Annotated in this window: 23 protein-coding genes; 9 read left to right on the top strand and 14 right to left on the bottom strand. The window is 61.8% G+C overall.

What is annotated here, in order from left to right:
* The first annotated feature begins 127 nt into the window (after nucleotides 1-127).
* Nucleotides 128-970 carry a squalene synthase HpnC gene (hpnC, locus tag BUA36_RS04380; protein ID WP_072781702.1) on the top strand — a complete coding sequence of 281 codons (843 nt, stop codon included), beginning with the start codon at nucleotides 128-130 and terminating at the stop codon, nucleotides 968-970.
* A 27-nt stretch (nucleotides 971-997) separates the two neighbouring features.
* Here hpnC and BUA36_RS04375 read toward each other — a convergent pair whose 3' ends face one another.
* Nucleotides 998-1,321 (bottom strand): hypothetical protein, encoded by a 324-nt coding sequence (locus BUA36_RS04375; RefSeq protein WP_072781700.1) that lies wholly within the window; start codon nucleotides 1,319-1,321, stop codon nucleotides 998-1,000.
* A gap of 132 nt (nucleotides 1,322-1,453) precedes the next feature.
* The gene (locus BUA36_RS04370) at nucleotides 1,454-1,864 is read right to left on the bottom strand and encodes a VOC family protein (protein WP_072781699.1); all 411 of its coding nucleotides are present in this window, start codon (nucleotides 1,862-1,864) and stop codon (nucleotides 1,454-1,456) included.
* A gap of 87 nt (nucleotides 1,865-1,951) precedes the next feature.
* Here BUA36_RS04370 and hpnD point away from each other — a divergent pair, with 87 nt between their 5' ends.
* The 5 genes from hpnD (at nucleotide 1,952) to BUA36_RS04350 (ending at nucleotide 6,108) form a co-directional block, all read left to right on the top strand.
* Nucleotides 1,952-2,785: a presqualene diphosphate synthase HpnD gene (gene hpnD / locus BUA36_RS04365; protein WP_072781697.1), complete on the top strand. Its 834-nt coding sequence runs from the start codon at nucleotides 1,952-1,954 to the stop codon at nucleotides 2,783-2,785.
* Nucleotides 2,778-4,205 (top strand): hydroxysqualene dehydroxylase HpnE, encoded by a 1,428-nt coding sequence (hpnE, locus tag BUA36_RS04360; protein ID WP_371851415.1) that lies wholly within the window; start codon nucleotides 2,778-2,780, stop codon nucleotides 4,203-4,205. Before hpnD ends, hpnE begins: the two co-directional genes overlap by 8 nt.
* 112 nt (nucleotides 4,206-4,317) lie before the next feature.
* A complete protein-coding gene (locus BUA36_RS30640; RefSeq protein WP_161077121.1) occupies nucleotides 4,318-4,473 on the top strand; it encodes a hypothetical protein in 156 nt (51 codons plus the stop codon).
* Between the two features lie 24 nt (nucleotides 4,474-4,497).
* Complete coding sequence (locus BUA36_RS04355; RefSeq protein WP_072781695.1) at nucleotides 4,498-5,292, top strand: DUF1700 domain-containing protein; 795 nt, start codon at nucleotides 4,498-4,500, stop codon at nucleotides 5,290-5,292.
* A 9-nt stretch (nucleotides 5,293-5,301) separates the two neighbouring features.
* On the top strand, nucleotides 5,302-6,108 hold the full coding sequence (locus BUA36_RS04350) for a head GIN domain-containing protein (RefSeq protein ID WP_072781694.1): 807 nt from the start codon (nucleotides 5,302-5,304) through the stop codon (nucleotides 6,106-6,108).
* Here BUA36_RS04350 and BUA36_RS04345 read toward each other — a convergent pair.
* Complete coding sequence (locus tag BUA36_RS04345) at nucleotides 6,095-7,345, bottom strand: TIGR03862 family flavoprotein (protein ID WP_072781692.1); 1,251 nt, start codon at nucleotides 7,343-7,345, stop codon at nucleotides 6,095-6,097. The genes BUA36_RS04350 and BUA36_RS04345 overlap by 14 nt on opposite strands.
* 36 nt (nucleotides 7,346-7,381) lie before the next feature.
* Between BUA36_RS04345 and BUA36_RS04340 the strand changes: the two genes are divergently transcribed.
* Nucleotides 7,382-7,624: a hypothetical protein gene (locus BUA36_RS04340; RefSeq protein ID WP_072781690.1), complete on the top strand. Its 243-nt coding sequence runs from the start codon at nucleotides 7,382-7,384 to the stop codon at nucleotides 7,622-7,624.
* Here the strand turns inward: BUA36_RS04340 and moaD are convergent.
* From moaD to thrC, 3 genes are read right to left on the bottom strand one after another with little or no spacing between them, the layout of a single operon-like run.
* Nucleotides 7,621-7,875 carry a molybdopterin converting factor subunit 1 gene (gene moaD / locus BUA36_RS04335; RefSeq protein WP_072781688.1) on the bottom strand — a complete coding sequence of 85 codons (255 nt, stop codon included), beginning with the start codon at nucleotides 7,873-7,875 and terminating at the stop codon, nucleotides 7,621-7,623. The genes BUA36_RS04340 and moaD overlap by 4 nt on opposite strands.
* A complete protein-coding gene (locus tag BUA36_RS04330) occupies nucleotides 7,875-9,092 on the bottom strand; it encodes a molybdopterin molybdotransferase MoeA (protein ID WP_072781687.1) in 1,218 nt (405 codons plus the stop codon). The genes moaD and BUA36_RS04330 overlap by 1 nt, the downstream gene beginning before the upstream one ends.
* Nucleotides 9,092-10,582 carry a threonine synthase gene (gene thrC, locus BUA36_RS04325; protein ID WP_072781685.1) on the bottom strand — a complete coding sequence of 497 codons (1,491 nt, stop codon included), beginning with the start codon at nucleotides 10,580-10,582 and terminating at the stop codon, nucleotides 9,092-9,094. The genes BUA36_RS04330 and thrC overlap by 1 nt, the downstream gene beginning before the upstream one ends.
* Before the next feature lie 179 nt (nucleotides 10,583-10,761).
* On the opposite strand from thrC, the gene BUA36_RS04320 reads away from it, so the two are divergent.
* A complete protein-coding gene (locus BUA36_RS04320) occupies nucleotides 10,762-13,500 on the top strand; it encodes a putative bifunctional diguanylate cyclase/phosphodiesterase (RefSeq protein WP_072781684.1) in 2,739 nt (912 codons plus the stop codon).
* On the opposite strand, the gene BUA36_RS04315 is transcribed toward BUA36_RS04320, so the two are convergent.
* The 3 genes from BUA36_RS04315 to BUA36_RS04305 all read right to left on the bottom strand — a co-directional run bounded on the left by BUA36_RS04315 (nucleotide 13,481) and on the right by BUA36_RS04305 (nucleotide 17,130).
* Nucleotides 13,481-14,860 (bottom strand): L-serine ammonia-lyase, encoded by a 1,380-nt coding sequence (locus BUA36_RS04315; protein WP_072781682.1) that lies wholly within the window; start codon nucleotides 14,858-14,860, stop codon nucleotides 13,481-13,483. The genes BUA36_RS04320 and BUA36_RS04315 overlap by 20 nt on opposite strands.
* Before the next feature lie 70 nt (nucleotides 14,861-14,930).
* Nucleotides 14,931-15,899, bottom strand: coding sequence for an NAD-dependent epimerase/dehydratase family protein (locus BUA36_RS04310; protein WP_072781681.1), 969 nt, complete (start codon nucleotides 15,897-15,899; stop codon nucleotides 14,931-14,933).
* A 25-nt stretch (nucleotides 15,900-15,924) separates the two neighbouring features.
* On the bottom strand, nucleotides 15,925-17,130 hold the full coding sequence (locus BUA36_RS04305) for a glycine C-acetyltransferase (RefSeq protein WP_072781679.1): 1,206 nt from the start codon (nucleotides 17,128-17,130) through the stop codon (nucleotides 15,925-15,927).
* A gap of 159 nt (nucleotides 17,131-17,289) precedes the next feature.
* Here BUA36_RS04305 and BUA36_RS04300 point away from each other — a divergent pair, with 159 nt between their 5' ends.
* Nucleotides 17,290-17,865 carry a helix-turn-helix domain-containing protein gene (locus BUA36_RS04300; protein WP_072781677.1) on the top strand — a complete coding sequence of 192 codons (576 nt, stop codon included), beginning with the start codon at nucleotides 17,290-17,292 and terminating at the stop codon, nucleotides 17,863-17,865.
* Here the strand turns inward: BUA36_RS04300 and BUA36_RS31085 are convergent.
* The 5 genes from BUA36_RS31085 to BUA36_RS04275 form a co-directional block, all read right to left on the bottom strand.
* Nucleotides 17,862-18,590: a PEP-CTERM sorting domain-containing protein gene (locus BUA36_RS31085; protein WP_139260343.1), complete on the bottom strand. Its 729-nt coding sequence runs from the start codon at nucleotides 18,588-18,590 to the stop codon at nucleotides 17,862-17,864. The two genes, BUA36_RS04300 and BUA36_RS31085, sit on opposite strands and share 4 nt — an antisense overlap.
* A gap of 66 nt (nucleotides 18,591-18,656) precedes the next feature.
* The gene (locus BUA36_RS04290) at nucleotides 18,657-19,388 is read right to left on the bottom strand and encodes a PEP-CTERM sorting domain-containing protein (RefSeq protein ID WP_072781674.1); all 732 of its coding nucleotides are present in this window, start codon (nucleotides 19,386-19,388) and stop codon (nucleotides 18,657-18,659) included.
* Between the two features lie 65 nt (nucleotides 19,389-19,453).
* Nucleotides 19,454-20,656: an ammonium transporter gene (locus BUA36_RS04285; protein ID WP_072781672.1), complete on the bottom strand. Its 1,203-nt coding sequence runs from the start codon at nucleotides 20,654-20,656 to the stop codon at nucleotides 19,454-19,456.
* A 321-nt stretch (nucleotides 20,657-20,977) separates the two neighbouring features.
* The gene (locus tag BUA36_RS04280) at nucleotides 20,978-23,473 is read right to left on the bottom strand and encodes a zinc-dependent metalloprotease (RefSeq protein WP_072781670.1); all 2,496 of its coding nucleotides are present in this window, start codon (nucleotides 23,471-23,473) and stop codon (nucleotides 20,978-20,980) included.
* The gene (locus BUA36_RS04275; protein WP_084559987.1) at nucleotides 23,470-25,641 is read right to left on the bottom strand and encodes a prolyl oligopeptidase family serine peptidase; all 2,172 of its coding nucleotides are present in this window, start codon (nucleotides 25,639-25,641) and stop codon (nucleotides 23,470-23,472) included. Before BUA36_RS04275 ends, BUA36_RS04280 begins: the two co-directional genes overlap by 4 nt.
* Between the last annotated feature and the right edge of the window lie 81 nt (nucleotides 25,642-25,722).

Below are 25,722 nucleotides of genomic sequence, written 5' to 3'. Positions count from 1 at the left end.
TCATCTTTGCAAATGACTTCTGCGTCATTAAGCACCAAAATAAGGCCCAAAAACTTGCCCTGATTTCAAGATGGCACTACCATTACACGCTGGAAACCACCCGGCACCCGCCGCTCTTCTCTTTTCTATGCCGGTCGATCACTACGAAAACTTCCCTGTCGCCTCAATTTTGCTGCCCAAACGCCTGCGTCCAGCGGTGGAAGCCATTTACGCTTTCGCCCGCAGCGCCGACGATCTGGCCGATGAAGGCGACGCCACGCCGGAAGAGCGCCTGGCGGCGTTAAGCGCCTACGAGACAGCGCTGGCGCGCATCGAGCAAGGCGCCAGCGACCATCCGCCGCTGTTTGAACGGCTGGCGCAGGTGGTGCGGGACTATGAGATGCCGCTCAAACCGCTGTATGAGTTGCTGTCGGCATTCAAGCAGGACGTGCTGGTGTCGCGCTACGCCACGTATGACGCGCTGCTGGACTATTGCGCGCGCTCGGCCAACCCGGTGGGGTTCATGATGCTGCACCTGTACGGCGCGGCGGACGAACAGAATGTGCGCGACTCGGACGCCATCTGCACCGCGCTACAACTCATCAACTTCCTGCAAGACGTGGCGATTGACCTGCACAAGGAACGGATTTACCTGCCGCTCGAGGACTTGAACCGTTATGCGGTCTCGCCTGCTGCGCTGGATCACGCCAGCGCCCGGCCGCGCTGGCGTTCGCTGATGCGCTTCGAGGTGGACCGCGCCCGCAAGCTCATGTTGAGCGGCGCACCGTTGGCCCTGCGCCTGCCCGGCCGCATCGGCTTTGAACTGCGCCTGGTGGTGCAAGGCGGCCTGCGGATTCTGGATGCGATTGAAGCGGCGGAATACGACGTGTTCCTGCACCGCCCCAAATTGAGCAAACGCGACTGGCTGGGGATTTTCTGGTCCGCCGTGCGGATGAAAAAGCAGATGAAAGCGGTGCTCCGCACGGCTTGACCCGGCTCGACGCCACGCGGCGGGCGGTCAGGCGGGAGCGACGGACCGGGCCGACGCCAGCTTGGCAGGATGGCGTTCCGGCAGGCTGTTCACGGACGATGAGGGTGGCGGCGCCTTCGGTGCCGCTGCCGGCACGGCCGGCCTGGACTGCTTGAGCACGAACTCGCGCAACGATGCCGCTTCCGACACCGACAGCGCGGTCTGGCAATTTACGCCTTCGTTGGAAATTTGCCACTCCTGATAGTCGCCGACGCTCAGCGTACGCTGTTTTTGCACGTCCAGCAGCTTGCAGCGGCCGGCCACGTCGTGCGCCTCCTGCAAGTGCTGGGTGTAATAGGTGGCAGACTTCATCGGTGTCGCTCCCTCTGCAGACGTGCCCTCACATCCAGCGAGCGCCGGAATCAGGATCAAGGCTGCAACAGTCGGCGATCTCATACAAATATGCTCCTTACAAACAGTAACATATTGTATCCGCAAATCGCCTCATTTTGCAGCCGGAGGGCCTTTCAGCTCAACAATGTTGCCTTCTGGGTCGGTAATATAAATCGACGGCCCCTCGCCTTCCGCGCCATAACGGGACTCAATCGCGCCTGCCTGGACGCCGTGCTGCATCAGATGCGCAAAGATGGCGTCCGCGTCAAACGGCTCCACCCGCAGGCAGAAGTGGTCCATATTGCGCCCCTCAACCCCAGGCGCGGCGCCGCCCATGCGGCCCAGCTTGCCATCCACGGGGATCAGGTCGATGAGCGAACTGCCTGCGCGCAGCTGGATCAGGCCGATTTCCTCCTGCTTGCGCTCGACTGGACAGCCCAGCACGCCGCAGTAGAAATCCAACATCCGCTGCAGTTCAACCACACGCAGCACCAGGTGATCTATTTCACGAATACTAAACATGCCCATTCCTTAACAAATAATGGACCGACACTATAACGCTATCCTATAAAATAGCGGCTTCGACCAGCCCATCATTGCTTTTTATTCATGTCCCCCGACGACTACTGCCAGCAAAAGACCGCCCAAAGCGGCTCCAGTTTTTACTACAGCTTTCTGTTCCTGCCGCCGGAGCGTCGCCGCGCAATTACCGCCTTGTACGCATTTTGCCGTGAAGTGGACGACACCGTCGATGAATGCACCGATGAATCGATTGCCCGCATCAAGCTGGCCTGGTGGCGCAAGGAAATCAGCAGCATGTACGCCGGCCAGCAGAGCCATCCGGTCACGCTGGCGCTGCAGCCGCACCTGCAGCCGTACAACCTGAAAGAAGAACACCTGCAAGCCATCATCGACGGCATGGAGATGGACCTGAACCAGACCCGCTACCTCGACTACGCGGCGCTGGGCAAATACTGCTGGCACGTAGCCAGCGTGGTGGGCATTCTGTCGGCCAGCATCTTTGGGGTGACCAATCCGCAGACCCTGCAATTTGCGGAAAAGCTCGGCCTCGCCTTCCAGCTCACCAACATCATCCGCGACGTCGGCGAAGATGCGCGCAAAGGCCGCATCTACCTGCCGATCAATGAACTGCAGCAGTTCAACGTCACCGCCGCCGAAATCCTCAACGCCAAACACAGCGACAAATTCGAGAAGCTGATGGCCTTCCAGATCGCCCGCGCGCAACAGGCTTACGACGAAGCCTTCGCCCTGCTGCCGAAGGAAGACCGGCGCGCCCAGCGTCCGGGCCTGATGATGGCCGCCATCTACCGCACGCTGCTGACCGAAGTGGAAGCCGACGGCTACCACGTGCTGGAACACCGCATCTCGCTGACGCCAATCCGCAAACTCTGGCTGGCCTGGAAGACCTACATCCGTGGTTGACCAGCCGATTGCCGGCACGCCGGCAGACAAGCGCGGCCAGGCGGAACCGGCGCTCGCTTCGCGCGCCATCGCCGTGATTGGCGCCGGCTGGGCCGGCTGCGCGGCGGCGGTGGAACTGGCCCGTGCCGGCTACAAGGTGACGCTGCTGGAAGCGGCCCGCACCTTGGGTGGCCGCGCGCGCCGCATCGAAACCGACCGCAAGCAGCTCGACAACGGCCAGCACATCCTGCTGGGCGCCTACAGCGAATCGCTGCGCCTGATGCAGCTGACTGGCGTCGATACCAGCCAGGCCTTGCTGACGCTGCCGCTGCAGATGCGCTACCCGCCCAACACCGGCGGCATGGATTTCATCGCGCCCGCGCTGCCGCTGCCGGCGCCGCTGCACCTGGCCATCGCGCTGTTGCGCGCCCAGGGTTTGCAACGCGAAGACAAACTGAGCCTGGCGCGCTTTTCCACCAGCGCCCGCTGGATGGGCTGGCAGCTCGACACCGATTGCAGCGTCAGCGCACTGCTGGAACGCTTCGACCAGACGCCGCGCCTGATCAAGCTGATGTGGCGTCCGCTGTGCCTGGCCGCGCTCAACACGCCGCCCGAGCGCGCCTCCGCGCGCGTCTTTCTCAACGTGCTGCGCGACAGCCTGGGCGCCAAACGCCGCGCCTCCGACATGCTGCTGCCACGCGCCGACCTCAGCGCGCTGTTTCCGGAAGCGGCCGCCGCCTACATCGGCCGGCACGGCGGTTCAGTGCGCAGCGGAGCCAAGGTCCAGGCGATCCGCAATATCGAAAGCCGCTTGTGGCAGCTCGATATCAGTGGCGCGGCGGTGGGCGGCACCTGGAGCACCTACTTTGGCGGCGTCGTGATCGCCACCGGCGCCAGCCAGGCCGCCGCGCTGCTGCACGATTTGCCGGACTGCGACACCAGCACCCTGTGCCACCAGCTCACCGCGTTTGAGGCGGAAGCCATCACCACCGTCTACCTCCAGTACGACAGCACGACCAGGCTGGACCTGCCGTTCTACGCCCTGCAGGACGATCCGGACAACCATCATTACGGCCAGTTCGTGTTCGACCGCGGCCAGCTCGACGCCAGCCAGGCCGGCCTGCTGGCCGTCGTCATCAGCGCCTCCGGCCCGGCCGCAGCCCAGCCGCAAGAGCTGCTGGCCGAGGCGGTGGCGGTGCAGCTGGCGGTGGATTTCCAGCGTCCGGAACTGGGGCGGCCCGCATGGTTCAAGGTGATTACCGAAAAACGCGCTACGTATGCCAGTTCGCCCGGCCTGGTCCGGCCCGCCAACGCCACCGGCCTGCCCGGTCTGGTGCTGGCCGGCGACTACACGGCCGGCGACTATCCGGCCACCCTGGAATCGGCCGTGCGCAGCGGTATCGCCGCCGCCAACCTGTTAAAGAGGAGCACCGTCCAGTAGCCCGTTTTTGTCGCCTGTTCCGCATTTTGTGCAGCCTGTCACATGCCTGTGGCACCAGAACGGACGCTTGCGTACAGTGGAATCATCGGCAAACCCCTATATTGGAACCTAAATGAAACTCGCCCTGAGCCTGAAAACCCTCGCGCTGCTCGCCTTTGTGGCCGCCAGCACCGCAGTCATCGTGCATCCGGCACGGACGGCGGACGGCACGATGGCCATGGCGCACAACACGACGAATGGCCTGCCCCTGCCGTCGTCCTTTCACTAAGAGAAACATTGGGGAATTGATATCATGACCAAGCAGGAATACCTCGACGCGCTCAAGCAAGCCATGCAGGGTCTGCCGCCGGAAACGGTGGCCAAGACGCTGGCCTACTACGAGCAACGCTTTATCGACGGCCTGGTGGCTGGCCGGAGCGAGGCCGAGGTCTATCAGGAACTCGACGAGCCGCGCAAGATCGCCATGACGCTGCGCGCCAGCGCCCACCTGAACGCTTTCGAGCAGAAAAAGACCCCGGTCAACCTGGCGCGCATGATGATCTCCTTCATCGGCCTGGCGATTTTCAACCTGTTCATGGTCATCCCGGCCATGGTCTACGCCAGCCTGCTGGGCGCCATCTACATTTCCGCGTTCGGCTTCTATATCGGCGGCGTGGCGCTGACCGCCAGCGGCCTGTCGGGCCAGAACGAACTGGCGCTGGAAGGCCCGCTGCGCCACATCATGGAATTCACCAACAGCCATTTCGACACCCGCGCCGAAGAGGAAGAAGCCCAGGGCTGGCGCGTCTCCATCAACAATATGGGCGTGCAGGTCAACAAGGACGACAACGAAAGCCCGCCGGCGGACGAGGAAGGCCTGAGCCGCAGCGGCCGCATGCTGAACCGCGCCGAATCCGTGGCGGCCGGCGATGTCCATATCACCACCGATTTTGACAGCGGCGCCCGCACCACGCAGTCGCTGATTGGCATGGGACTGGTCCTGGGCGGGATCGGCCTGACCCTCATCAGCATCGTGCTGACCCGTTACACCATGATCGGCCTGCGGCGTTATGCGGCGATGAATGTCTCGCTGCTGCGCGGACGTTAAGGAACAATGATGCGCGCATTATTAAAAATCGGAGCGGGCCTGCTGCTGCTGGCGTTTGTGCTGATCGGCATAACCTACAGCATGCTGAAAGCCTACGGCAGCAGCAGCCCGACCAGCGTTGCCGGCCGCTCGCTGGGCAGCGAAAGCCGCAAGATCGAGGCCATGGCCACCGCCGTGGAACTGAGCGGCCCCATTGACCTGATCCTGACTCAGGGCCAGACCGCGTCGCTCAAGGTGCGCGGCGAGCAGCGCTCGCTGTCGAATATTGAAACCATCCAGGATGGCCGCGATCTGCACATCGGCACCAAGGGCATGCTGCTCAATCCACGCCATCGCCTGCAAGTGGAGCTGATCCTGCCCTCGCTGGAAGAACTGGTGGTCAACAGCAGCGGCGACACCAAGGTCAGCGGCTTTAACGGCGAGCGCCTGGAACTGCAGCTGCACGGCTCGGGCAATGTGAACTTCAACGGCCGCTATCGCGAGTTGACTGCGGGCGCACGTGGCAGCGGCAACCTGAATCTGAATGCGGGCAGCAGCGAGAACGTGGAGCTGGAAATGGTGGGCTCGGGCCAGATCAGCGCGTCCGGCAGCTGCAAGAACCTCAACGCGGAGCTGACCGGTTCCGGCGACCTCAATGCGCGCCATCTGGCGGCGGACAAGGTCACGGTCAATCTGAAAGGCTCGGGCACCAGCCACGTGTTCGCCAAGCAGTCAGCGGATCTGACCTTGCGCGGCAGCGGCGACATCCGCGTGCTGGGCAATCCGGATCAGCGCAACGTGAGCCGCACCGGCTCCGGCGAAGTCACCTGGGAGTAAGCCAGGCCAGCGCATCGCGCGCGGCCGCCACGCCGCCGGCAAAGCAGGCTGTCAGCAGATAGCCGCCGGTGGGCGCTTCCCAGTCGATCATCTCGCCCGCCACAAACGCGCCCGGCACGGCCTTCAGCATGGTGCCCTCCAGCGCTGACCAGCACACGCCGCCGGCGCTGCTGATCGCTTCATCGATAGGACGCGGGCGCAGCAGCCGCACCGGCAGGCGCTTGATGGCCTGCGCCAGCAGTGACTCGTCCGCGTATTCGTCCTTGCTCAGACACTCGCGCAGCAGCCCCGCTTTCACGCCCTTGATGCCGAGACGGCTTTGCAGATGGCTGCTCATGGAACGCGAGCCGCGCGGCCGCGCGATTTCGTCGGCCACGCGCTGTGGCGACAGGTCCGGCAGCAGGTCCAGCCAGATGGTGGTGGTGCCTTCCGCGGCGATCTGGTCGCGCAGCGCGGCGGACAAGGCGTAAATCAGGCTACCCTCGATGCCGCCCTGCGTGACCACGAACTGCCCTTGCTTGCGTATCTCCTGGCCTTGCGCATCACGCGCGATCACGGCCACGGTCATCAGCGGTTCGCCCGCGTGGCGGCTGCTGAAATGCTCGCTCCATGCGACATCGAAACCGCAATTGGCAGGCGCCAGCGGCGCCACCTCCACGCCACGCGCAGCCAACACCGGCATCCAGGCGCCATCCGATCCCAGACGCGCCCAGCTCGCACCGCCCAGCGCAAGGATTACCGCGTCGGCGGACACCAGCTGTTCGGCCGGATGGCCGTTGTCGTCCGGCGCGCTGAAGACCAGCGCATCATCACGCCAGCCCTGCCAGCGGTGGCGCATGTGGAACTGCACACCGCTTTCGCGCAACTGGTGCACCCACGCCCGCAACAAAGGTGCGGCTTTCATATCGGTCGGGAAGACGCGGCCAGAGGTGCCGACGAAAGTCTCCAGTCCCAGGCCATGCACCCAGCCGCGCACCGCCTGTGGATCAAATGCGTCCAGCATCGGTTGCAACGGCTGCGCGCTTTTGCCGTAACGCGTTACGAAATCAGCATATGGCTCCGCATGCGTGATGTTCATGCCGCTGCGGCCGGCCAGCAGAAACTTGCGGCCGACCGAAGGCATGGCGTCGTAGACATCCACCCGCACCCCGCCCTGCGCCAGCGTTTGCGCGGCCATCAGGCCGGCGGGGCCGCCGCCAATGACGGCGACGCGAAAAGGTGTCAAACTAGACTGCATGTGATTCGGTCCAATACGTAAAACAAGGGAGACAACATGGGTGCGGTATTCTGGATTAAACGCTACCTGCAAGCGGCCGTGCCGCTGTTTGCGATACTGGCCGCCGTCGAATGGATCAAGGGCTCAACCGCCAGGGAAGACTACCTGAGTGCCGGCGCATGGGCGCTGATCGCCGCCGGCATTTTCACTTACTTTGCCTGGCGCCGCTACCGCAACGCCGTGGCTTGCGGCATGTGCGATAACTTCGCCGCCGCCAGTAAAAACGACAAGCCTTCCTAACCGCCCGTCACCGGCGGGAAAAACGCCACTTCGGCGCCATCGGCAAGCGCGGTATCGGCGCTGCACATCACCTGGTTGCACGCCATGCGCAGCGCCGGGTGCGACAGCGCCTGCTGCCAGTTCTCGCCACGCGCAGCCAGGTGGTCGCGCAAGGCGCCCACCGTGTTCACGCCATCCGGCAAGGCCAGCGACTCGGACGATGCGCCAAGCGCCTCACGCACGCTGGCAAAAAATTTAACGGTAATAACCATCAATACAGTAACTCATTAAACGGTATAAATCGTACGGTGTCGCCGGCAGCGATTGCCTGGCCAGGCGGATTATCGATCACGCCGTCGCCCCACACCGTGGATGTCAGCACACCGGAACTCTGGTTGCGGAACAGTTCTACGCCACCATTGTCGTTGATACGGGCACGCAGAAATTCGTTGCGCTTGTCGGCCTTGGGCCAGTCAAAATCGGCGCGCATGTTGAAAGCACGCGGCGCCACCGCGCCTTCCACGCCCTGCAGGCGCAGCACAAACGGCCGCACGAACAGCATGAAGGTGACGAAGCTCGATACCGGATTGCCAGGCAGGCCGACAAAGAAGGCCTGCTGCACTTCGCCGAACGCGAGCGGTTTGCCAGGCTTGACGGCGATCTGCCACATATTCAGCTTGCCCTCGGCTTCTACGGCAGGCTTGATATGGTCTTCTTCGCCGACCGACACTCCACCCGAGGTGATAATCAGGTCGTGACCCTGCGCGGACTGGCGCAGCACCGAACGTGTCGCCTCCAGCGAATCCGGCACGATGCCAAAATCAGTGATCTCGCAACCCAGGTTTTCCAGCAGCGCGCGCAACGTGAAGCGGTTGGAGTTGTAGATCGCGCCCGGCGCCAGTGGTTCGCCCGGCATGGTCAGCTCGTCACCGGTAAAGAACACTGCCACACGCAGCTTGCGTTTGACCGGCAGCTCTGCCAGGCCTATCGATGCGGCGAGGCCCAGTTCCTGGCTGCGCAAACGCGCACCAGCTTTCAGCACCACGCTGCCGGTGGCGATGTCCTCGCCCGCGCGGCGTATCCACTCACCGGATTGCGGCGTATGCCTGACGGTGACCACATCGCCAGCCAGCTCGCACTGCTCCTGCATGACAACAGCGTCCGCACCTTCCGGAATCATGGCGCCAGTGAAGATGCGCGCCGCCGTCCCTGGTTGCAAAGGCTGGCCAACGTGGCCCGCCGGAATACGCTGCGACACCTTGAGCGCCGCGCTGCCGCTGACGCAATCGGCTGCGCGCACCGCATAGCCGTCCATCTGCGTATTGTCCGCGCCGGGCACGTTCATGCCCGATACCTGCGCCACCGCCAGCACGCGGCCATTGGCCTGCAGCGTCGGGATGGTCTCCGACTCCGCCACAGGGCGCACGGCGTCCAGCATCAGCGACAGCGCATCGCTGAGGGACAGCATCGGTTTGCGCGGCTCGCTCATTACAGGCCCGTGTTGGAAGCGATGTAGGCCTTCATGGCGGCGACATCCGGCTTCATGACGACAAACTTCTGCGGCAGGTCTTCGATATTTTCGAAGCCGTCCGGACGCTCGGCATCTTCACCCAGCGCTTCCAGGATGGTTTCGTTGAACTTGGCCGCCAGCGCGGTTTCCAGCACGATCATGGTGACGCCAGGTTCCAGATGCTCCTTGGCGACCTTGATGCCGTCGGCGGTATGCGTATCGATCACGATGCCGTAATCGTCGGCCACATCGCGGATGGTATCGACGCGGTCCTGGTGCGTGGACTTGCCGGACTTGAAGCCGTAGTTAGCCACGAGTTTGAATTCGTCGCCATCGCTGCCCGGTTTGCCCGACAGGTCGAAGCCGCCGTGGGTGTCTACCTTCTGGAACAGCGCGCGGGTGCGGTCGCTGTCGCGGCCCACCAGCTCATAGACGAAGCGCTCGAAGTTCGACGCTTTCGAAATATCCATCGACGGGCTGCTGGTGTGGTAGGTCTCAGCCGACTTGCGCACGCGGTACACGCCGCTGCGGAAGAACTCATCCAGCACGTCGTTTTCGTTGGTGGCGGCGACCAGTTTGTCGATCGGCAGACCCATCATCCGGGCGATATGGCCGGCGCAGATATTGCCGAAGTTACCCGATGGGACCGTGAACGACACTTTCTGGTCGTTCGAGGTGGTCGCTGCCAGATAGCCGCGGAAGTAGTACACCACCTGCGCCACAACGCGCGCCCAGTTGATCGAATTGACGGTGCCGATCTTGTGCCGGGCCTTGAATTCCAGGTCATTCGACACGGCCTTCACCATATCCTGCGCATCATCGAACACGCCTTCAATCGCGATGTTGAAGATGTTCGGGTCCTGAAGGCTGAACATCTGCGCGGTCTGGAAGGCGCTCATTTTCTTGTGCGGCGACAGCATGAAGACGCGGATACCCTGCTTGCCGCGCATCGCGTATTCCGCCGCGCTGCCGGTGTCGCCCGAGGTGGCGCCGAAGATGTTCAGCTCAGCGTTTTGTTTGGCCAGTGCGTATTCAAACAGGTTACCCAGCAGTTGCATGGCCATGTCCTTGAAGGCCAGGGTCGGACCATTCGACAGCGCCTGCAGCACCAGTCTGGTGCCATTCTCGCCTTCTTCCAGCACGCGCAGCGGCGTAATGTCGGCAGCGCTTTCTTCCTTGCGGGCGTTTTTATAGACTTCTGCGGTGTAGGTCTTGGCGGTCAGCGCGCGCAAGTCGGCTTCCGGAATATCGGTCGCAAACTTCTTCAGGATTTCAAACGCCAGTTCAGCATAGGACAGCTTGCGCCAGGCATCCAGCTCGGCGCCAGTCACCTGAGGGTAGGAAGCTGGCAGGAACAAGCCACCGTCAGCGGCAAGGCCGCCCAGCAGAATATCGGAAAACTGCGCGGAAGATGGTTGGGAAGGCGAAGCGGCGGCCGACGAAGCGGCGCGGGTAGACACGTATTGCATAGAGTAGAAAAGTCCGGTTGGGCTGCAGAACGGTACAAAGCGAGCGAATATTATAGTGCCACCGGGGCTTTCACGTGAAATTCACGTTGTTTTAAGGTCATTCTTCCGTTTCTGGGGTGCTGGCCGGTCCGCGCCGCAGGCCATATACTATTGGTCTCTGTAGATCGTCACCTAACACCATGAAGTCGCCCGTCCATTCCTCACAACGTCATTTCGCCAGTTATCTGTGGGCCTGCTTCGGCACCCTGCTGCTGGTGGCAGCGGCGTTCATGTTTTACGTCTGGACCGAGAAACGCATCGACGAAGCCAACGAGCTGCGTTACAACTCGCACAACCTGGTCGATGAACTGCGCCAGTCTTCCGACGACCTGTCGCGCATGGCGCGCACCTACGTCATCACCGGCGAACCGCAGTACCGCAAAAACTTCCAGGAGATCGTCGACATCCGCGAGGGCCGCGCGCCACGCCCCAGCAATTATGAAAACGTCTATTGGGACCTGGTGCTGGGTAACGGCCAGCGCCCGCGCAAGGTAGGCGTGACGGTGCCGCTGATGCAGCTGATGCGTGAATCGCGCTTTGCGCCGGAAGAGCTGGCGCTGCTGGCCGCCGCCAAGAACGAATCCGACAAACTGGTCGGACTGGAAATCGCCGCCATGGACATGCGCGCCGCCGGCGGCGACGTCCAGCGCGCCATCGCCATGCTGCACGATGAGATCTACCACCGCGGCAAGGCCGACATCATGCGGCCGATCGGGGAAGTCAATGACAGCGTCGACCGCCGCACCCGGTTGCTGGTCACGGAAACCGAGGTCGATGCCAACCTGGCCCGCTTCTCCTTCATGTTCAGCGCCATCGTGCTGGTACTGCTGGTGTGGCGCGCCAAGCGGCAGCTGGACGCGTCACTGGGCTGTTCGGTCGACCAGCTCCAGACCGTGATGGAACGGCTGGGACGCGGCGATTTTTCCGAACCATTGAAAGTCGCCAGCAACGCGCAAAACAGCGTCTGGGGCTGGCTCGCCCACACACAGCAAGGACTGGCGCGCCTGGATGCGGAGCGTAAGGAAGCGCTCGAGCGCACGCAGCGCCTGAGCCGCCTGTATTCGGCACTAAGCCAGTGCAATCAGGCGATTGTCCGCAGCCACAGCGAAGCCGAACTGTTTGAGCGCATCTGCCGCGACGTTGTTACCTACGGCGGCATGGCAATGGCGTGGATCGGCCTGATCGACCGCGAACATGACCGCATCAGCGTTGCTGCAGCCTATGGCGGCGGCGTCGAATATCTGGACGACCTGGAAGTCTCGCTGGACTCTTCGGTGCCGCACGGCCGCGGCCCCATCGGCCTGTCCTATCAAAGCGGCCAGCCCTACTGGTGCCAGGACTACCAGCACGCGCCGGAGACCGCACACTGGCACGGCCATGGCGCCCGCTATGGCTGGGCCTCATCCGCCGCGATCCCGCTGCGGCGCGACGGCGAAATCATCGGCTTCTTCGCGCCCTATTCCAGCGCCGTCAACGCCTTCGACCACGAGGTGCGCGAGCTGCTGCTGGAAATGACGCTCGATATCGAATTCGCGCTGAAGAACTTCGACCGCGAAACCATACGCCAGCAAGCCGACCAGCGCGTGCAATACCTGGCCCACTACGACGTGCTGACCGGCCTGCCGAACCGCTCGCAGTTGCACGAGCGTGCGCGCCTGCTGCTGGAACAGGCCCGCAGCAGACGCACGCCGATGGCACTCATGATGCTGGACCTGGACCACTTCAAGGACATCAACGATTCCCTGGGCCATACGGTGGGCGATGCCCTGCTGTCCGAACTGGCGCTGCGCCTGACCAGCTGCCTGCGTGACGGCGACATGGTGGCCCGCCTCGGCGGTGATGAATTCATTTTCGTTATGCGTAACGTCAATAGCGCAGAAACCAGCGACATCGCGCGCAAGCTGCTGGACCTGACCGGCCAGTCCTACACCGTCGGCCTGCACGACCTCAAAGTCTCTGCCTCCATCGGCATCGCCATGTACCCGGAAGACGGCCTGGATGTGGAAACCCTGCTGCAGCGCGCGGACGCCGCCATGTACCAGGTCAAGCGCGCCGGTCGCCACGACTTCCGCTTCTTCACCGCCGCCATGCAGCAGCGCGCGGCACGCCATCTGCAAGTGGTGAATGCGCTGCGCTATGCGCTGGAGCGCGAGCAGATGCACGTGGTGTATCAGCCGCAGGTATCGCTTAAAACGGGACGCATCATTGGTGCGGAAGCGCTGCTGCGCTGGAGCACGCCGGAGCTGGGCGCGGTATCGCCAGCGGAATTCATTCCGGCCGCCGAGGAAAGTGGCTTGATTGTGCCGATCGGCGAATGGGTGCTGCGCCAGGCCGTACGCCAGGCGCGGACCTGGCTGGATGCGGGCCTGCCGCCGCTGGTGATGGCAGTGAATCTGTCCGCGATCCAGTTCCGCACGGCCAACCTGCCATCGCAAGTAGCCCAGGTGCTGTATGAAGAAGGCTTACCGCCGGAGTACCTGGAGCTGGAATTGACGGAAGGCGTGGCGGTGCAGGATCCGCAAGGCGCCATCGCCACCATGAACCAGTTGCACGACCGTGGCATCCGCATGTCCATTGACGATTTCGGCACCGGCTTCTCGTCACTGAGCCATCTGAAAAAGTTCAAGGTCTACAAGCTGAAAATCGACCAGTCCTTTGTCCGCGACATCAGCACCGACAGCGAAGACAAGGCCATCGTCAGCGCCATCATCAACATGGCGCGCAGCCTGGGGCTGACCACCATCGCCGAAGGCGTGGAGACGGTGGAACAGCTGGAGTTCCTGCGCGAGCAGTCGTGCGATGAAATTCAGGGGTACCACATCAGCAAGCCATTGCGGCCTGCTGATTTCGAGGCGCTGCTTAGCAGGCAGCGTGATTGACGGTGATGACGTGAATCGCCAGGCCACCCAGGGAGGTTTCCTTGTACTTGGCCTGCATGTCGGCGCCGGTCTGGCGCATGGTTTCGATCACTTCATCCAGGCTGACGAAATGGGTACCGTCGCCTTTTAAGGCCAGCGACGCCGCGGTAATGGCCTTGACTGCGCCCATGCCGTTACGCTCGATGCAGGGGATCTGCACCAGGCCACCGATAGGATCGCACGTCATGCCCAGATGGTGCTCGATGCCGATTTCGGCAGCGTTCTCGATCTGGCCATTGCTGCCGCCCAGCGCCGCCACCAGGCCTGCTGCGGCCATGGCGCAGGCCACGCCCACTTCACCCTGGCAGCCGATCTCCGCACCGGAAATCGACGCATTGCGTTTGCACAGCATGCCGATGGCAGCTGCCGTCAGCATGAAATTACGGATGCCGGTCACCGGATCACTCGGTTTACAGTCCTCCGCATAGTAGCGCAGCACCGCTGGAATGATGCCTGCCGCGCCGTTGGTCGGCGCAGTGACCACGCGGCCGCCTGCGGCATTTTCTTCGTTGACGGCCATTGCGTACAGGCTGACCTGGTGCAGCGCGTCGTGCGGCAGTTCGTTGGCGCGGTCGCTCACGCTGGTGTGCTGGGACCACAGACCGGCAGCGCGGCGCTTCACATTCAGGCCGCCTGGCAGCTGGCCCGGCGTCTCGAGACCATGCGCGATACAGTCGCGCATCACATGCCAGATCTTGTCCATGCCCGCATTCAGCGCTTCCTCGCTCATGCGTACGCGCTCGTTGGCACGCAGCATTTGCGGAATCGTCAGGCCACTGCGCACGCCGTGGGCCAGCAATTCGTCCATGGTGTCGAAGGTGTAGGGAATGGCGACTGCTTCCGCCGCCGCAGCTGGGGCCTCGCCTTCTTCGCGGATGAAGCCACCACCGACCGAGTAATACACTTTGCTGATGCTGCTGCCGTCCTTGCGGGTCAGCGTGAAGCGCATGCCATTCGGATGCTCAGGCAGCGATTCAGCCATATGGAAAATCAGGTGCGTACCGCGTTTGAATGGCACAGCGTGAGCGCCCAGCAGTGCCAGCTGGCCAGCGGCTTCGGCTTGCGCCAGCTGGGTGTCGACGCTGGTCGGCACCACGTCCTGCGGGGTTTCGCCCATCAGGCCAAGCAGCACTGCTTTATCGGTTGCGTGGCCAACGCCGGTCAACGCCAGCGAGCCATACAGCTCCGCCTTGACTTCCGTGACGTCGTCCAACGGAGCGTTATCCAGCAAGAAGCGGCGTGCCGCAACCATCGGTCCCACGGTGTGGGAGCTCGATGGGCCGATGCCGATCTTAAATAAATCAAAAACGCTCATGTCCATCAGATGTCTCTCTTATAAATAGCTGCACCCCGCACGCAGCGGGGGCAAAGTTGTATTACTGGCCGCGGGCTTATGCCGCTTTGCCCAAGCTGACATCAACGTTTGCCAGCATGTCTTCTACCATTTCATCCACGCCGATGCGCGCTTTCCAGCCCCAGTCCGCAGTGGCGGTGGCGTCGTCCAGGCTTTGCGGCCAGGAGTCGGCGATCGCCTGACGGCTGTCGGGCTTATACGCAATCTTGAAGTCCGGCAGCTTGCGGGTAATCGCCGCCGCCAGTTGCTCCGGATTGAACGACACACCTGCCACGTTGTACGACGAACGTACTTTGACCAGCTCCGCCGGTGCGTCCATCAATTCGATGGTGGCGCGGATGGCGTCCGGCATATAGATCATCGGCAGCGTGGTTTGCGGGCCGAGGAAACACTCATAACGCTCACCGCGCAGCGCTGCATGGAAAATCGCAATCGCGTAATCGGTGGTGCCACCGCCCGGCGGCGACTTGAAGCTGATGATGCCTGGGTAGCGGATCGAACGCACATCCACGCCATACTTCAGGAAGTAGTACTCGCACAGACGTTCGCCGGCCAGCTTGCTGATGCCGTAGATGGTGGTTGGGTCCATCACGGTCAGCTGCGGCGTATCGGCTTGCGGCGTGTTCGGGCCAAATGCCGCAATCGACGATGGCCAGAAGATTTTCAGCGGCTTGCCGATGGCGCCGCGCTCGCGCGCCACTTCCAGGATATTCAGCAGGCCGTCCATGTTCAGCGTCCAGGCTTTGAGCGGCGCCGCTTCGCCAGTGGCCGACAACATCGCTGCCAGCTGGTACACCTGCGTGATGCCCTCTTCGGTCACCAACGCCGACAAGGCCTGCTTATCCAGCACGTTCAGCGTGGTGTAGCGGGCGGCATTATACAGATTCGTCGGGCTGACATCGCTCGCGATCACGTTCTGTGCGCCATGCTGTTTGGCGAGTGCTTCCACCAGCTCGCTGCCGATCTGGCCATTGGCGCCGATGACGAGAATTTTTTGTTGTTCCATTTCTGTAGTCCTGACGATTTTCATTTTAGTTCTTCAGCAGGCCCAGTTCGCGGCCAGCCTGTTCGAATGCTTTGAGTACGGTTTCCAGCTGCTCACGGGTATGCGCCGCAGACAGCTGCACCCGCACGCGCGCCTGACCCATAGGCACCACCGGGTAGAAGAAGCCGCTCAGCAGCACGCCCAGCTCATACATGCGCGCCGCGAACTTCTGCGCCACGGGCGCCTCGAACAGCATGACCGGCACCACAGGATGGGTACCTGGCTTGATGGTGAAGCCGATACGCTCAATCTCCTTGCGGAAGTAAGCGGTGTTTTCGTGCAGGCGGTCGCGCAGCTCGGTCGACGACGACAGGCGCTCCAGCACTGCCAGCGAGGCGCCGGCAATCGATGGCGCCAGCGTATTCGAGAACAGGTAAGGACGCGATTTCTGGCGCAGCATGTCGATCACTTCCTTGCGGCCGGAGGTAAAGCCGCCCATCGCGCCGCCCAGCGCCTTGCCCAGCGTGCCGGTGATGATGTCGATTTTGCCGACCACATTGTGGTGCTCGTGCGTGCCGCGGCCGGTCTTGCCCATGAAGCCGGAGGCGTGGCATTCGTCGATCATGACCAGCGCGCCGTATTTCTCGGCCAGTTCAACGATCTTGTCCAGCTGGGCGATGGTGCCGTCCATCGAGAACACGCCGTCGGTGACGATGATCTTGTGGCGCTTGTCGGCCGCCGCTTGCAGCTGCTGCTCCAGGTCCGCCATGTCATTGTGGGCGTAGCGGAAGCGCGCTGCCTTGCATAGACGGATACCGTCGATGATCGACGCATGGTTCAGCGCATCGGAAATGATCGCGTCGTTTTCGTCGAACAGCGGTTCAAACACGCCGCCATTGGCGTCGAACGCCGCCGCGTACAGGATGGTGTCTTCCGTGCCCAGGAATGTGGAGATCGCCTGCTCCAGCTGCTTGTGCACGGTCTGCGTGCCGCAGATGAAACGCACCGACGACAGGCCATAGCCATACTGCTCGGTCGCGTCGATGGAAGCCTGCGCCACCCACTCCTGGCCCGACAGGCCGAGGTAGTTGTTGGCGCACATATTAATCAGCTTGCGACCATCTTCGCTCACCACTTCCGCGCCCTGGCGCGAAGCCAGTACGCGCTCCGGCTTGTACAGACCCTGTTCGCGCAGTTGATCCAGAGTTTGCTGGAGGCCGCTGTAGAAAGTGCTTTTTGCTTGATTGCTCATGATGGTCCTTGTATATGATACGATTTCGCTGCCTTATGCGGAATTCGCTATTTCGAATGCGAGTTCAATATATTGAATATTATAGAGAACCAGTGAACTCTGCAACCCGCCAAGGTGTACCGATTCACTTGAAATTTAGCCCATACGCCAAATAAAACAATGAAAACTGCTGTATCGACAAATGCTCCTCCGGAGGTTGGCGCCGCGCTCCAACGCTTGCGCCTGGCCCGTGGTCTCACGCTGGAGGACCTGTCACGCATCGCTGGCGTGTCCAAATCAATGTTGTCTCAAATAGAAAGGGAAAAGGCGAATCCGACCATCGCCATCACCTGGCGTCTGGCGAATGCGCTGGGCGTGCAGATCGGCGAACTGCTGGCCACTGCCGAACGCGAAGTCGAGACGATCCGCGTGGTCGAGTCGCACGAGATCCCTACCCTGCCCGGGCTTCATGCTGGCTATGTGCTGCGCATCCTGGGACCGCTGGAGCTGGCCAGTAAGTATGAATGGTATGAATTGACGCTGTCGGCCGGTGGCGAACTGGCCTCGCAAGGCCATGATCCCGGCGCGCAGGAGCACCTGACGCTGCTACACGGCTCGGTGGAAGTGGAAGTCGGAAACGACAAGAAGAAGGTCAAACTGGGCAGCACCGCGCGCTACCCGGGCGACCAGCAGCACATCATCCGCAACGTCGGCAAGACTGAAGCGAAAGCGCTGCTGGTGGTGATACACCGCTAAGCCTTGCGGCGACGGCTTGCCACAGACAGCGCCACCACCCCGCCGAGCAGCATGGCATAGGTCTGCGGCTCTGGAACAGCGACGGCAGAAAACGCATACTGCGCCGTGTTTAACGTCATTGCCGCTGTCCCGCTACCAACCTGGTGAACATACGTCGTCAAATAACTGTCCACAGCCACGGCGTTCGCATAGGACAAGGGATTAGCGCTGTACATCATCACGTTAAAGTTCGCTGCCTGCGCAGTTCCGTTCGATGCGTAGTTGGCCCAGCTCGGCAGCCCCGTCAAAGGCGTTTGCGGTACGAATGCGCCGTTCTGCAGCGCACCGGCAAATACTGTGCCGACCAGGCTGGCCTGCGCCTCGCTGCCCTTGGCGTCAACGGCGTAACTGCCCGTGAGGCCGCTACCGACCCTGGTTTGCAAGGCGTAGCCCGTTTTGGCCACGGCCACCACGCCAAAACTGGCAAAATCAGAATTTTGCTGCGTCTGCGTGCCGGTGGCCGTCCCCGGCCGCACCGTTGCAGTGACATCAAACTCCGGCCGTACCTGCAAAGAGATCGTGTCGCCAATCACCGAGGCGGCACCCACTCCCCAAAAGTCGGCATCATAGAAAAAGGTGGTATGCGCGCCATCAATCTGGACCAGATTGGCGGCACCGGCGGAAGACAGGCATGCGGCACTGGCCACAAGTGCGATCAAACAACGAGAAAGTTTTATGGTCGGCATGGTCGCTCCAGTAATGATGTCGAAATAGCATCTCACTTAACCCTGCCAATGTCAATGACATTAATGTCAGCTGCGTACCCTGGGTTTCCCCGCCCATGCCAGGATACCCAGTCCAGCCAGCAGCATGGCGTACGTCTGCGGCTCAGGAATGGCCACAGTCGCAAACTGGTATTCAACAGAATTCAACGACAAGCCAGTGGTGCCGCTACCAACCTGCCGCACGTAAGTGCTCAGATAGCTTTCCACGCCCAGCGCATGGGCATACGGCAGCGTATTACCTGCATACATCAAGGCATAGAATGGGGCCGATTGCGCAGCGCCGGTGGACGTGTAATCGGCCGTGACACTGTAGCCAGTGAAGCCTGTTTGCGGCACAAATACACCATTATTCATGCTACCAAGCAGCAGGCTGCCGCTGAGCGTGACGTCGACCTGGCTACCGCCGGCAGCCACAGTGTAGTTACCGCTCAAGCCGCTTCCCACCAGCGTCTTCAGGCTATAGCCCGACTTGGCTACCGCCACCACACCAGGGCTGGCGAAGTCAAAGGCCTGCTGAATTTGGCTGGCGGTGGTGGTGCCAGGCCGTACTGTAGCCGACACCGCGAAATCCGGCCGCACCTGCAGCGAAATCGCGTCGCCTAGTACGGAGGCGGCGCCCAAGCCCCAAAAATCGGCATCGTAGAAGAAGGTGGCATGTTCGCCGTCAATCTGGACCAGATTGGCGGCTTGCACTGAAGGCAGGCTGGCAGCACTGATCACCACCAAGCAGGAGAAACGGGCCGAGCGCAAGATTTTCATGATCACTCCTTCAAAATATCAAATAAGCATCTCACCCGCTGTCGGCAAAGTCAATTGTAATCAACTCACCAGTTGGATTCGCGTTCCGGGGTCGAAGTAATGCGGTGGATCGACAAGTCCGCGCCCTGGAACTCCTGTTCTGGATCCAGACGCAGGCCCACCGTTTTCTTTAGCAAGCCGTAGACCAGCGCACCGCCAGCAGCGGCAATTGCCACCCCCATCACCGTGCCAGCGAGCTGCGACGCCAGCGCCACTCCGCCGACGCCACCCAGCGCTTTCAGGCCAAAAATGCCGGCCGCGATACCGCCCCAGGCGCCACACAAGCCATGCAAGGGCCACACACCCAGTACGTCGTCAATCTTCCATTTGTTCTGCGCCAGTGTGAACATCCAGACGAAGATCGCGCCGGCAATGCCGCCGGTGACCAGCGCGCCCAGCGGATGCATGAGGTCCGAACCAGCGCACACCGCCACCAGTCCTGCCAGCGGGCCGTTATGCACGAAGCCGGGATCGTTCTTGCCCAGCATGGTGGCGACCAGCGTACCGCCGACCATGGCCATCAGCGAGTTGACCGCCACCAGGCCGTTCATCTTGTCCAGCGCCTGCGCACTCATGACGTTGAAACCGAACCAGCCGACTATCAGTATCCAGGCGCCCAGCGCCAGGAAAGGAATCGACGAAGGTGGATGGGCGGCAATGCCGCCGTTTTTCATATAACGGCCACGGCGCGCTCCCAGCAGCAGCACCGCCGGCAGCGCAATCCAGCCACCGACAGCGTGCACCACAACGGAACCAGCGAAGTCGTGAAACTCCGCGCCGAACGTCTGCAGCAACCAGGTCTGCACACCACAACGGTGGTTCCAGGCGATCCCCTCGAAAAACGGATACACCAGGCCAACCAGCAGCGCCGTCGCCGCCGTCTGCGGATGGAAGCGAGCACGCTCCGCGATGCCACCCGAAATGATGGCAGGGATCGCCGCAGCGAAGGTCAGCAGGAAGAAGAACTTGACTAGCTCATAGCCATTTTTGGCAATCAGCACATCGGCCGGGGAGAAAAAATGAGCGCCGTAAGCAACGCTGTAGCCAACAAAGAAGTAGGCGATGGTCGATACGCAGAAGTCGACCAGAATTTTAACCAAGGCATTGACCTGATTCTTTTTACGCACCGTCCCCAGCTCAAGGAAGGCAAAGCCGGCATGCATTGCCAGAATCATGATGGCACCGAGCAGAATAAACAGTGCATCTGCACCGTCTTTGAATCCAGACATCAAATCACTCCCCAAAAGTACGCATATAAAATAAAGATGCTTCATACGAAGCAACATTCGTACCAATTTGGTGCAAAACCTTAAGTGATTGATTTCAAATACGGTGACATTGAGCGCGCAAGTAATTCACTCTGAAGGGCGCACCAAAACGGGGAGTTGGGATGCACTACGCTGGTGAGCCAAAAGCAAACAAGCCCCGAAGGGCTTTGTGATACGCAGCACAGGGCATCGCCACGATGGCCGAGCTGTCAGCCGCAGCGTCGCTAACTACTCGCCAACATGACAATTGCCATTTTGAAAATTAACATGAATTGTGCTTTTTCATATCGGCGCGCCTGGTGGCACAACGGGTAATGCACGCAACTTGATGCTGCGTTCATCGGCCAGGTAGGCGGAGATCCTGTCGGCTGCCTGCTTGCGGCTGTCCGCAGTCACGCCTTTGTCTGGATTTTTTTGCAGCCATTGAACCAGCTCCCGCATCGACTGACGCACTTCGGCTGTCACTTGCGGATGCAGTTTGCCTCCGTCCAGCAGATTGAGCAGACTGTCCGCGACCACCCAGTTGGCGGCCAGCTGCACCGCTTCGCCGCCAATCACATTTGCCGGCACCGCCTCCCGCTTCCAGGTTTTTTGCAGCAGCTGCGCCAGCACCTCCTGCACGCCTGGCTGTTTCGCGTCGCGCGCATGCTGCCAGGCGACACGGTTGATACGGCCGGCGTCGAGCAGGAAGCCGGCCGTTTGCGCGGCGCCCGCCTCGGCAATCGAGAAAGCATCGAATACCGAATCCATACGGGTAGCAAAATATTCGCGGTTGCGTTCATAGCCGGCCGCCGGTGGCGTCAGCACGTCCAGCACATTGGCGGGCAGTGCCAGGTATTCGGCGCGCAGGCTGTCGGTCAGGCGGCTGAGCGCCTGGCGTTGTACATCCGCTGGCGTGACTCTGATACCGGCCTTGGCGATGCTGGCTTTGACGTCGCCAGCACTGGTGTAGTCAAAGTCACCGCCGCCAATCAAGCGTGCCAGCGCTTCACCCTGATAGCGCTGCAGCAGAAAGACCGGCACCAGGCGCGCTTCCAGCTCGCCAATCTGGCGCGCATCCGGCAGCACATCGACAGAGAAGGTTTGCAGCGCGCGCTGGCGCACCGCGCCCAGCTGGTCCCAGGTTTTGAGCGTGTCCGGGCCGAAGTCCCACAGCAGGCCATCGGGATGGCTGGCGCCCGGGGCGCGGTCGTCCTGGTCGCTTGAGTACAGCATGCCCGCCGCGCGCGCCTCGCCGCGCAATTTGGCCAGCGCGGCCAGCTCTTGCGCGCCACTGCCAAAGTCGCCGTAGATGTAGTTGACGATGTAATCGTCCCATGGCCCGACGCCCACGCCATACGCATTCGACAGATCGACCTCGCCGCGCGCATTGAGCTTGACGATGGGATGAGGATAGTCCATCACCGAGCCGTTGCCCATGCGGCTGGCGGCAAAGTTGTGGGCGAAGCCCAGTGTGTGGCCGACTTCGTGCGCAGCCAGCTGGCGCAGACGCGCCAGGGCCATTTTCTCGGCCATTTGCTGCTGCTCGGCGGGTGTGCTTTTACCATATGGCGCCAGCAGCGCTTCCGCAATCAGGATGTCCTGACGCACACGCTGCGATCCCAGTGTAACGGCGCCGCGCACGATCTGGCCAGTGCGCGGATCGGTCAGCGCATTCCCGTAGGACCAGCCACGCGTGGCACGGTGCACCCAGGTGATGACGTTGTAGCGGATGTCCAGCGCATCCACGCCTTCCGGCAGCAGCTCGACGCGGTAGGCATCCTTGAAACCGGCCTTTTCAAAAGCCGTCGCCCACCACGAGGCGCCGGCAATCAGCGCCGAGCGCACCGGCTCGGGCGCGCCACGGTCGACGTAGTAGACAATCGGTTTTTTTACCGGACTGACAGCGGCCGACGGATCGGTCTTTTCCAGCTTGTGCCGCACCTGCCAGTGCACGTCGATGCTGTGCGACAGCGGCGTGGCGAAATCGAAGTAACTGGTATCGAAGCCGCCCGAATATGGGTGATAAACGCGCGGATGCCATGCGCTGCCAGCCTCGCTTTGCGGCAGCCGCACCATGCTGATACGCTGACGCATCGACAGGCTGGCCGCATCGGCGCCGACCTGGCGCACATACTCGGCCTGGCCCGGCCCCGCAAAGGTCAGCAGCGATTCCAGCTCGACGTTATCGGGAAAGGCTTTGGCTTCCGCCGCCAGCACTGCACTGCGCGCGCCATCAACCGCATACGCGCCCTGTCTGGCGCCCGCCAGCCGTGCAGCGATGCCGTGACGGTCGGCCAGCAGGAAGCTGGAAAAATCCACCAGTTGGCGTTCATTGTCGCTGGCCAGAATATCGCCCGACCACAGCACCGAGTTGGAGAACGACTCGCGCACCGCTGCACGTTCGTCGCGATCCGGCGAGACTGCAGCATAGTTCGTGTTTTCCTGCACCAGGAACAGGCGCGCACCGTGCTTCTCAAAATGCACCATGCGGACTTCGCCCGGCTGCGCGCGGTCCAGTCCAACGTCATTGGAGCCCAATGCATACGGCAATGAACTCACCAGCAGGAATGGTTGTTCCAGTGCGCCCACCGCCAGCAGCACCCTGCCCTTGTCCGTATCGCGCCAGACATCGATAAAGCCCGGCTGCGGCTGCAAACCGCGCGTGACATCGGCGATCTGCTTGACGGCCGGCGTGTTGGCGGCTGGCGCCTGGTCGGCGGCATGCACCGCCACCGGCGCCAGGCCAGCCATCAACAGCGCCAGCAGGATGGGTTTGGCGGCAGGCGCGCCGCTCATTGCTGGCCTGCCGCTTTAGCGGTGTCGCCAGTATTCATTTGCAGTGCGCGGCTCAGGAAACCCCAACGGTCAGCCACTTCCTCAATCTGCTTGTTGGTTGGCTTGCCTGCGCCGTGGCCCGCTTTGCTGTCAATCCGGATCAGGATCGGTGCACCGCCTGGCGCCTGGTCGGCCTGCGCGGCCGCCGCAAACTTGAAGCTGTGCGCCGGCACCACGCGGTCGTCATGGTCCGCCGTGGTAATCATGGTCGCCGGGTAGCAGGCGCCCTTCTTCAGATTATGCAGCGGCGAGTATTTGACCAGCGCCTTGAATTCGTCCGCATTGTCCGACGAGCCATAGTCCGAGGTCCACGCCCAGCCGATGGTAAATTTATGGAAGCGCAACATGTCCAGCACGCCCACCTGCGGAATCGCCGCCGCAAACAGGTCCGGACGCTGGGTCATGGTGGCGCCCACCAGCAGGCCGCCGTTACTGCCACCGCCGATCGACAGCTTGGACGGCGAGGTCACCTTGTGCGCCACCAGCCATTCCGCCGCGCCGATGAAGTCATCAAACACGTTCTGCTTTTGCAGCTTGGTGCCAGCCGCATGCCACGATTCGCCGTACTCGCCGCCGCCGCGCAGGTTGGCCATCACATAGACACCGCCCATTTCCAGCCAGGCCAGGTTCGCCACCGAGAAGGTTGGCGTCAGCGAGATGTTGAAACCACCGTAGCCGTACAGGTAAGTTGGATTGCTGCCATCCAGCTTCATGCCCTTCTTCGACACGATGAACATTGGTACCTTGGTGCCATCGCGCGAGGTGTAGAACTCCTGGCGGGTTTCGAATGCCGACGGATCAAAGTCCACTTTCGGCTGGCGGTACACGCTGCTCTTGTTGGACTTCAGATCGTAGCGGTAGATGGTCGATGGCGTGGTGAAGCTGGTGTACGAGTAGAAGGTTTCGGTATCCGAGCGTTTGCCGCCGAAGCCACCGGCCGTCCCCAGGCCTGGTAGTTCGACGTCATGCAGCGCCTTGCCTTTCAGGTCGAACACCTTGACCAGGCTGTGGGCGTCGCTCAGATAATCGACGATCAGCTGGCTGTTGACGACCGACGCCGATACCATGGTGTTGCTGGTTTCCGGCACCAGCTGCTTCCAGTTCAGCACACCCGGCTTGCGGGTGTCGATGCTGACGATGCGGCCGCGCGGCGCATTGCGCTCGGTACGGAACAGGAACACCGGGCCATCGTTGCCGATGAAGTCATAGGCGGCATCGAAGTCCTCCAGCAAGCCAACCACCTTGGCGTCCTTCTTGCTCAGGTCCTTGTAGAACACGCGGTTCTTGTTCTCGGTGCCCTGCGAGGCATTGATAATCAGGTAGCGGCCATCTTCCGTCACTTCCGCGCCAAAGCCCCAGTCCTTATGGTCCGGACGGTCGTAGACCAGCACGTCCGCGCTTTGCGGGGTGCCCAGCTTGTGGAAGTACAGCTTCTGGAAGTAGTTCACGTCCGCCAGCTTGGTGGCTTCTTTCGGTTCGTCGTAACGGCTGTAGAAGAAGCCCGAGCCATCGTGCAGCCAGGCGGTGCGCGAAAACTTGACCCACTTGATGTGATCCTCTACATCCTTGCCGCTGTCGATATCGCGCACCTTGATCTCGTTCCAGTCGGAGCCGGAAGCGGCGGTGCTGTAGGCCAGGTATTTGCCATTCGGGCTCACCGCCAGGCCGGCCAGCGCCACCGTGCCATCAGCCGCCAGCGTGTTCGGGTCGAGCAGCAGGCGTGGCACATCGGCCAGCGTCTTCATGGTGTACAGCACCGACTGATTCTGCAGACCGTCGTTGCGGCTGTAGAAGTAGCGGCCACCTTCCTTGAACGGCACGCTGAAACGCTCGAAGTTCCACAGCTTGGTCAGGCGCGCCTTGATCGCTTCGCGGTTGGGGATTTGCGCCAGATAGCCTTGGGTCAGCTTGTTCTGCGCTTCGACCCAGTCCTTGGTCTCGGCGCTATTGGCGTCTTCCAGCCAGCGGTATGGGTCGGCCACCACCGTGCCGTGGTAGTTGTCCTGCTGGTCCACGGTGCGCGACACCGGGTAGTTCAGGGTGGTACCTGCCGCAGGCGTTGGGCAGGTTTGCGCCATGGCGGCGGCTTGGGTGAACAGCAGTGATGCCAGGAGTGCTCGTCGTTGCATGTGTGATCCATATCCAGGTAAGGTTCATCAGGAACACAGATCATAACGTGAAGTATGACAAATATGACACGTTAGCTGAAA

It is taken from the genome of Duganella sacchari, from assembly GCF_900143065.1.
In the GTDB taxonomy this organism is placed as follows: Bacteria; Pseudomonadota; Gammaproteobacteria; order Burkholderiales; family Burkholderiaceae_D; genus Rugamonas; species Rugamonas sacchari.
The sequence above is the reverse complement of the archived record's forward strand: the minus strand, read 5'-3'. Positions and strand labels throughout refer to the sequence as shown.

Bases quoted from the DNA above. Each gene is read 5' to 3' on its own strand.
- hpnC (WP_072781702.1), top strand. From the start codon at position 128: ATGCCGGTCGATCACTACGAAAACTTCCCTGTCGCCTCAATTTTGCTG.
- BUA36_RS04375 (WP_072781700.1), bottom strand. From the start codon at position 1,321: ATGAAGTCTGCCACCTATTACACCCAGCACTTGCAGGAGGCGCACGAC.
- BUA36_RS04370 (WP_072781699.1), bottom strand. From the start codon at position 1,864: ATGTTTAGTATTCGTGAAATAGATCACCTGGTGCTGCGTGTGGTTGAA.
- hpnD (WP_072781697.1), top strand. From the start codon at position 1,952: ATGTCCCCCGACGACTACTGCCAGCAAAAGACCGCCCAAAGCGGCTCC.
- BUA36_RS30640 (WP_161077121.1), top strand. From the start codon at position 4,318: ATGAAACTCGCCCTGAGCCTGAAAACCCTCGCGCTGCTCGCCTTTGTG.
- BUA36_RS04355 (WP_072781695.1), top strand. From the start codon at position 4,498: ATGACCAAGCAGGAATACCTCGACGCGCTCAAGCAAGCCATGCAGGGT.
- BUA36_RS04350 (WP_072781694.1), top strand. From the start codon at position 5,302: ATGCGCGCATTATTAAAAATCGGAGCGGGCCTGCTGCTGCTGGCGTTT.
- BUA36_RS04345 (WP_072781692.1), bottom strand. From the start codon at position 7,345: ATGCAGTCTAGTTTGACACCTTTTCGCGTCGCCGTCATTGGCGGCGGC.
- BUA36_RS04340 (WP_072781690.1), top strand. From the start codon at position 7,382: ATGGGTGCGGTATTCTGGATTAAACGCTACCTGCAAGCGGCCGTGCCG.
- moaD (WP_072781688.1), bottom strand. From the start codon at position 7,875: ATGGTTATTACCGTTAAATTTTTTGCCAGCGTGCGTGAGGCGCTTGGC.
- BUA36_RS04330 (WP_072781687.1), bottom strand. From the start codon at position 9,092: ATGAGCGAGCCGCGCAAACCGATGCTGTCCCTCAGCGATGCGCTGTCG.
- thrC (WP_072781685.1), bottom strand. From the start codon at position 10,582: ATGCAATACGTGTCTACCCGCGCCGCTTCGTCGGCCGCCGCTTCGCCT.
- BUA36_RS04320 (WP_072781684.1), top strand. From the start codon at position 10,762: ATGAAGTCGCCCGTCCATTCCTCACAACGTCATTTCGCCAGTTATCTG.
- BUA36_RS04315 (WP_072781682.1), bottom strand. From the start codon at position 14,860: ATGGACATGAGCGTTTTTGATTTATTTAAGATCGGCATCGGCCCATCG.
- BUA36_RS04310 (WP_072781681.1), bottom strand. From the start codon at position 15,899: ATGGAACAACAAAAAATTCTCGTCATCGGCGCCAATGGCCAGATCGGC.
- BUA36_RS04305 (WP_072781679.1), bottom strand. From the start codon at position 17,130: ATGAGCAATCAAGCAAAAAGCACTTTCTACAGCGGCCTCCAGCAAACT.
- BUA36_RS04300 (WP_072781677.1), top strand. From the start codon at position 17,290: ATGAAAACTGCTGTATCGACAAATGCTCCTCCGGAGGTTGGCGCCGCG.
- BUA36_RS31085 (WP_139260343.1), bottom strand. From the start codon at position 18,590: ATGCCGACCATAAAACTTTCTCGTTGTTTGATCGCACTTGTGGCCAGT.
- BUA36_RS04290 (WP_072781674.1), bottom strand. From the start codon at position 19,388: ATGAAAATCTTGCGCTCGGCCCGTTTCTCCTGCTTGGTGGTGATCAGT.
- BUA36_RS04285 (WP_072781672.1), bottom strand. From the start codon at position 20,656: ATGTCTGGATTCAAAGACGGTGCAGATGCACTGTTTATTCTGCTCGGT.
- BUA36_RS04280 (WP_072781670.1), bottom strand. From the start codon at position 23,473: ATGAGCGGCGCGCCTGCCGCCAAACCCATCCTGCTGGCGCTGTTGATG.
- BUA36_RS04275 (WP_084559987.1), bottom strand. From the start codon at position 25,641: ATGCAACGACGAGCACTCCTGGCATCACTGCTGTTCACCCAAGCCGCC.